Origin of the sequence: Cryobacterium sp. 10I1, from assembly GCF_035019805.1 — a bacterium.
GTDB classification, from domain to species: domain Bacteria; phylum Actinomycetota; class Actinomycetes; order Actinomycetales; family Microbacteriaceae; genus Cryobacterium; species Cryobacterium glucosi.
This window is the reverse complement of the sequence record NZ_JASJVF010000199.1, coordinates 1-6,163: the sequence shown is the minus strand read 5'-3', so window position 1 is coordinate 6,163 and position 6,163 is coordinate 1. Positions and strand designations below refer to the sequence as shown.

At 68.1% G+C, this 6,163-nt stretch carries 6 protein-coding genes and 2 pseudogenes; 3 read left to right on the top strand and 5 right to left on the bottom strand.

Annotation, left to right across the window (positions count from 1 at the left end; all coding sequences use genetic code 11):
- The 3 genes and pseudogenes from QN345_RS14455 to galU form a co-directional block, all read right to left on the bottom strand.
- A pseudogene (locus QN345_RS14455) lies at positions 1 to 240 on the bottom strand (hypothetical protein); the annotation flags it as partial.
- A 144-nt stretch (positions 241 to 384) separates the two neighbouring features.
- A complete protein-coding gene (locus tag QN345_RS14450) occupies positions 385 to 1,044 on the bottom strand; it encodes a GNAT family protein (RefSeq protein ID WP_323508793.1) in 660 nt (219 codons plus the stop codon).
- 75 nt (positions 1,045 to 1,119) lie between these two features.
- A complete protein-coding gene (galU, locus tag QN345_RS14445; protein WP_134558259.1) occupies positions 1,120 to 2,013 on the bottom strand; it encodes a UTP--glucose-1-phosphate uridylyltransferase GalU in 894 nt (297 codons plus the stop codon).
- Between the two features lie 34 nt (positions 2,014 to 2,047).
- On the opposite strand from galU, the gene QN345_RS14440 reads away from it, so the two are divergent.
- The 3 genes from QN345_RS14440 to mscL all read left to right on the top strand — a co-directional run bounded on the left by QN345_RS14440 (position 2,048) and on the right by mscL (position 3,578).
- Positions 2,048 to 2,626 (top strand): 5-formyltetrahydrofolate cyclo-ligase, encoded by a 579-nt coding sequence (locus tag QN345_RS14440; RefSeq protein ID WP_134558258.1) that lies wholly within the window; start codon positions 2,048 to 2,050, stop codon positions 2,624 to 2,626.
- Between the two features lie 74 nt (positions 2,627 to 2,700).
- Positions 2,701 to 3,132, top strand: coding sequence for an FmdB family zinc ribbon protein (locus QN345_RS14435; protein ID WP_322135259.1), 432 nt, complete (start codon positions 2,701 to 2,703; stop codon positions 3,130 to 3,132).
- An 11-nt stretch (positions 3,133 to 3,143) separates the two neighbouring features.
- Complete coding sequence (gene mscL, locus QN345_RS14430) at positions 3,144 to 3,578, top strand: large conductance mechanosensitive channel protein MscL (RefSeq protein ID WP_134449326.1); 435 nt, start codon at positions 3,144 to 3,146, stop codon at positions 3,576 to 3,578.
- 65 nt (positions 3,579 to 3,643) lie between these two features.
- Here mscL and QN345_RS14425 read toward each other — a convergent pair whose 3' ends face one another.
- Complete coding sequence (locus QN345_RS14425; protein ID WP_281535693.1) at positions 3,644 to 3,925, bottom strand: hypothetical protein; 282 nt, start codon at positions 3,923 to 3,925, stop codon at positions 3,644 to 3,646.
- A 61-nt stretch (positions 3,926 to 3,986) separates the two neighbouring features.
- Positions 3,987 to 6,163: pseudogene (locus tag QN345_RS14420) on the bottom strand (AAA family ATPase); the annotation flags it as partial.

The following is a 6,163-nucleotide window of genomic DNA, read 5'->3' as shown; positions in this document are numbered from 1 at the left end:
CTCGGCCTGCGCGAGCAGCTTCTGCTGGGTCACGACGGTGCGGGCATTCGCCTCGAGTCGTACCTCCTGCGGAATCTCCGACGTCTCCGCGAGGATACGCATGGTCTGCTGCAACCGAACCGCATTGCGTTCGATCGTGAGATATTGGCGTCGTCGGGTCCAGGTCGGCATCAAATAGGCCACCCAGAGCACGGCGGCGACCCCCACCATGACTCCGCCACCCAGGACCTCGCTACTCATGCTCCCTACGGTATGAGTCAGGGGCCGTTCCGGCGCTGATTAGACGGGGTGTGTCCGCCGACTCGCCGGTGAATCGACGATTCTTTTTGCGCGGCGTGTCTTTTTGCGCGGCGTCTCTGTTGTGCGCGGGTTGTGGTTCGATGCTCAGTACTCGGCCACACCGAGCGGATGCGCCGCCGCGGCCCGGTCCGCGGCGGTCACCGCCGCAGCATCGGCGGGGGCCGCCCCGTCGCGCCAGCGGCGCAGCACGCCCTGGCGCACTTCCTCGGCCAAGAGGGCGAAGCAGAAGTGGTCGCGCCAGTCGCCGTTGATGTGGATGTAGCGGCGGCGGAGGCCCTCGTAACGGAAGCCGAGCTTCTCGACGACGCGCAGGGAGGGGCCGTTCTCCGGCCGGATGCAGATCTCCATCCGGTGCAGGCCGAGCTGCCCGAAGCAGTAGTCGGTCGCGAGGGCCACGGCGATCGGGGTGATCGAACGACCGGCGAACTCCTCGGCGACCCAGTATCCGATCGTCGCGCTCGACAGCGAGCCCCAGCTGATCGAGGAGACGTTGAGCTGGCCGGCCAGCCGGCCCTGGAATTCGATCACGAACGGCAGGCCGTTCCCGGTGCGCGAGTGCGCGAGCAGGCTGCGGATGCTCGCGCGGGTGTCGAAGGACATCGGCGCGTACGGGCTGGTCGCCTCCCAGGCGCGCAGCCAGCCTCGGTTCTCCATCAGGGAGCGTTCGAGGTTTTTGTCATCGCGCAGCCGGATGGGACGCAACGTCACATCACCGTCGAAGAGCGTCGGAATCGCGATCGCCACAACCTGCCTGTCTACTCGGATTCAACTGGTGTTCCCCCACTGTAGTCACCCGGATCAGTCCCCGAGTCACCCCGATCAGTCGAGGGTGGCGGCGAATCCCTTGAGCCATGGGCGCAAGTCGGGACCGAGGTCTTCGCGGTCGACGGCGAGCTGCACGATGGCCTTGATGTAGTCGAGCCGGTCGCCGGTGTCGTAGCGGCGACCGCGGAAGATGACGCCGTAGACGCCGCCCGTGGTCTCGGGGTTCACCGCCATCTCCTGCAGGGCGTCGGTCAGCTGGATCTCGTTGCCCTTGCCCGGCTCGGTGTGCTCGAGCACGCCGAAGACCGAGGGGCGGAGCACATACCGGCCGATGATGGCGAGGCTCGACGGGGCATCCGCTTCAGCGGGCTTCTCGACGAGGCCGGTGATGCGCACGACGTCGGGGTCGTCGGTGGCCTCGATCGCGGCGCAACCGTAGAGGTGGATCTGCGAGGGCTCGACCTCCATGAGCGCGATGACGCTCGTGTTGCGTTCGACCTGCTCGGTGAGCATCTTCTCGAGCAGCGGGTCGCGGGCATCGATGATGTCGTCGCCGAGGAGCACGGCGAAGGCCTCGTTTCCGACGTGCATCTTCGCGCGGAGGACGGCGTGGCCGAGGCCGAGCGGGTCGCCCTGGCGAACGTAGTGGATGTCGGCGAGGTCTGTCGCGAACTGAACCTTGGCGAGGCGGTCCTTGTCGCCCTTCTGGATCAGGACATCCTCGAGCTCGGTCATCCGGTCGAAGTGGTTCTCCAGGGCGTTCTTGTTGCGCCCGGTGATCATCAGGACGTCGTTCAGGCCGGCCGCGACGGCCTCTTCGACGACGTACTGGATCGCCGGTTTGTCGACGACGGGGAGCATCTCCTTCGGCATTGCTTTCGTGGCCGGGAGGAAGCGAGTTCCCAGACCAGCAACGGGAATGACGGCTTTCGTGATGCGTGTACCCATGGCCCCTACGCTATCGGCATCTAGGATGACTTATATGGACTCCGAGACCGTTCACCGAAAGCGGGCGCTCCGCGCCGAACTGCGTGAGCGCCGGCAGAACATGACCTCGGTCGAGACGGATGCCGCGACGGCGGGCTTCACCGCGAACCTGCAGAGCATCGTCGTCGACCTCAGCGCTCGCTCCATTTCCTGCTACCTGTCCGCCAGGAACGAACCCAATACCCGGCCGTTCGTGAACTGGGCCGAGGCCCAGGGCATCCGGGTGCTCTTCCCGGTCTCCCGGGACGACGGCCTGCTCGACTGGACCGTCGGCGAGGACCAGACCGAATTCCCCGGTGTCTCCGGGATGCCAGAACCCGCGGGCAGCCTGCTCGGGCCGATCGCGATCAATGACGTCGACCTGATCATCGTCCCCGCGGCCGCCGTCGACACGACCGGGCTGCGGATGGGCTGGGGCCGCGGCTACTACGACAAGACCCTCGGGTCGATGGAGAAATGTCCCCCGGTCTACGCCGTCGTCTTCGACAACGAATACGTCGACTCCGTGCCGCGTGAAGTGCACGACCAGCCCGTCGACGGCCTGGTCACGCCCACGCGCATCATCACCTTCTAACTCATCCACCCTCACGTTCATCTATTTCAATCAGGGTTCCCGGCGCGCGCCGGGTTCCTACAGCCGGAGTTTCAGTGCCTACCTATTCCTACCGTTGCACCGAGTGCGACACCGCGTTCGATATCCAGCAAGCCTTCACCGACGACACGCTGACCGTCTGCCCGACCTGCGGCGGCAAGCTGCGCAAGGTGTTCTCCTCGATCGGCGTGAGCTTCACCGGTTCGGGCTTCTACCAGAACGACTCCCGCTCGGACGCGAAGGCGGCCCTGCAGGCGCACCCGAAGAAGCACGCCAAGTCGCACGCGGACGCCGCGTCGCACGGCGAGAAGGGTTCGCACTCCGACAAGGGTTCTGACAAGCCCAAGAAGGCCGAGAAGTCGGAGAAGAAGTCGGGCGCGTCGTCCGAGAAGTCGGGCGGGGCATCCGCCGGCCCGTCGTCGTCATCGGTATCATCAGCATCACGTTCGACCCCCACTTCGAGTGCGGCCCCGTCCGCAAAACCCTAAGGAGGATCCCCATGATCCAGGGCTTTAAAGAATTCATCATGCGCGGCAACGTGATCGACCTCGCGGTCGCGGTCGTCATCGGCGCGGCGTTCACGTCCGTCGTCACCGCCATCGTCACCGGGATCTTCAACCCGTTGATCGCGGCGATCTTCAACGCGGAAGACATCTCCAAATCGATGAATGTCCCGTTGCCCGGCGGCGGCAGCCTGTCCTTCGGGCTCGTGCTCGCGGCGATCATCAACTTCCTGCTCATCGCAGCCGTCGTGTATTTCGTGTTCGTGATGCCGATCAACAAGCTCAAGGAGGCGCAGGAGCGCCGCCGAGCGGCAGGCCTGCCGCCGAAGGACGCGACCGTCCCCGCGACCGAGCTCGACCTGCTCACCCAGATCCGCGACCTCCTCGCCGCGGACGCCGCCAAGCCCGACACCGGCCCGTCCCCGAGGTAGCTCTCCTCCGGCGTGCCTGCCGTAGCGTCAGAAGCGCGTACGCAACGGCGGATGCCGGGCGCAGGCTACCAGTGCGGCGGGCGGTCCTGACGCAACTGGGCCTCGTTCGCGCTCCGTGACGGCTCGGTTCCGGCGACGTGCGGTGCGACGCCGCCCTCCTCGCGCAGGACCGGCGGGTGCGGGTTCGGATCCGTGTCCGGCGCCGGCGTCAGGCGCGCCCGGCGGGCTCCGCCGCGGGCTTTCACGACGGACTGGCGCGGCGCTGACGCGGGATTCGCCGGGTCGAGTCCGTGCGACCGGTCGGCGGCACTCTCCGGGGTTTCGACCCAGTCGTCGGTGTCTTTCACGACAGGCCCTTCAGGTCTTCCCCGGACGGCACTGCAGTCACGAGGGCGCGGGCGCCGTCCGTCACGCGTGCGGGTACTGAGCTGCCGGCGGCGTGGGGGGTGTGACGCCGACGAGGCCGGCGACGCGGGTGGCGACGGCGTCCGGGTTGCTGAACAGTTCGAAGGAGTGCACCCGCAGGTAGTGCCAGCCGAGTCGCCGCAGCACCTCTGGACGGAGCCTCAGCGACTCGCGCAGGCTCGCCCGGTCGACGACGGCATCCGTTTCGACGACGACGGCTCGACCGGCGTGCGAGCCCGCGAGGGCGAGCTTGCCGCGATGGCCGAGCGTCACGGTGACGCCGAGGCGTTCGAGGCGCTGGGCGAGGTCGACGAGCATCGGCTCGGTGGCATCGGGGACCTGCGCCTCGTTGTGCCTGGCTTCGGTCTCGGTGAGCACCTGGGCGAGGGCGAGGATGCCGTGGCGCTGGCGGTCCTCGTCGATGTCGGCGGGGCGGAAGCAGGAGACGATGTCCATGGCGCGGCGGGCCCGGGTCATGCCGATCGCGAGCAGGCGGTCGCCGCCGGGTTCGCCGAGCGAGCCGAAGTTGGTCAGCAGGCGTCCGTGCGGGGTGCGGCCGTAGCCGATCGAGAAGATCACCCGGTCGCGGCTCTGGGCGACGGCCTGTTCGAGGGTGAGCACGGTGAACGGTTCGGCCCGGTCCTTGAGGATGAAGTCGGCCAGGTCTGTGCGCTTGGAGAAGGCGGAAAGCACCGCCTGGTGCACGCGAACGGCGTGGCGTGCGCTCGCGGTGATCACCATGAGCGATTCGCGCGGGCGCTTGACGGCGTGGTCGAGCACGAGGTCGACGACCTTCGTGACCTCGGCGTCGACGCTCTCGACGGCTCCGCTGTCGGCGTCGGGCATGCCGTGGCCGCCCGCGACGTAGTTCAGGGTGAGGCTGCCGTGACCGAGGTAGCTGCCTGCCCACGGGAGGGAGTCGATGCGGCCACCGTAGAAGCGGTGGTTGACGAGTTCGGTGAGGTCTTCGCCGCCGGCCCGGTAACTGCGGGTCAGGGTGAGGGTGGGCAGCAGTTCGCCGAGGCGGGCGAGGGCGGAGTCCGCGTGCAGGGCGTCGACGTTGGTTTCGCGCTCTGCGCGGTCTGCGAGGCTGACGCGGCTGACGCGCGCGTTGGCGTTCGTGCCGCCGCCGGCATCCGTGATACCGGTCTCGAACGGCGACGGCGTCTGGGTGACGGGGTCGCCGAAGGCCACGATCTGCTTGCCGCGACGGATGGCGCCGACGTTCTCGGCGAGGGTCGTCGCGCCGGCGTCGACGAGGAGCACGGCGTCGAAGTGCTGGTCGTCGAGCTTGGAGACCTCGTACGGCGAGGCGAGCCAGACCGGGGCGAGCACGCGGCCGAGGTGCGGGGCCGCCTTGTTCAGGCGGGACGGGGTCGCGCGGTCGGCGCGCAGCAGGCGGCGAAGGCGGTCGGCCTCCTCGGGCCAGTCGACGATGCCGATCTTCCAGGTTTCGGCGAGGAGCCAGCCGAGGCGCTGCCCGGTCGTCGACGCGTGGGCCTCGTCGACGAGACGGAAGTCGGCCTCGAGCCGGTCGAGCACCTGGGTGTTCGCGTTCAGGAGCGCCTTGTCGGCACCGAGCATGGTCTCGAGCACGGACTGCCACCAGGCGAGCTCGAGTTCGTTGGCGACGTTCTCCTCTGAGACGTGCCGCTTCGCGAGGTCGGTCATCAGGGGGTCGAGGTTGTGTTCGCGCAGCGTTGCGAGCAGCGCGGTGCGCTCGTGCAGGTTGGCGAGCACCTCGCTCTCGGCGGCGAGGCCGGAGATCGTGTAGATCAGTTCCTTGACCGGGCGCATCGCGAGCTGCCGGTTCGTGCCGGTGTTGCGCAGTGGGATGTCGAGAGCCGCGAGGTCCTCGGAGACGCGCTGGAAGGCGACGTGGACGTCGGAGATCCCGACGGGCACCTCCGGCATGACGCCGGCGACGACGTAGCGCTGCCAGAGGGTGCGCTGCTGCTGGATCCGGCGGAGGCTGTCGTTCAGGTCGGTGACGTGCACGCCCGGCCGCAGGTATTCCTCGGCGAGGCGGCGCAGGCGCCGGCGGCTGGTGCCGGTCATGTCCGGAGAGTCGCGGCGGGCGGAGGTCGCCGAGATGAGCTCGGTGAGCGAACGGGTGAGATCGGCGTCCATGGCCAGGAGGATGTGGTTATCGGCGCGTTCGGCGACGAGATAGTGGTCGT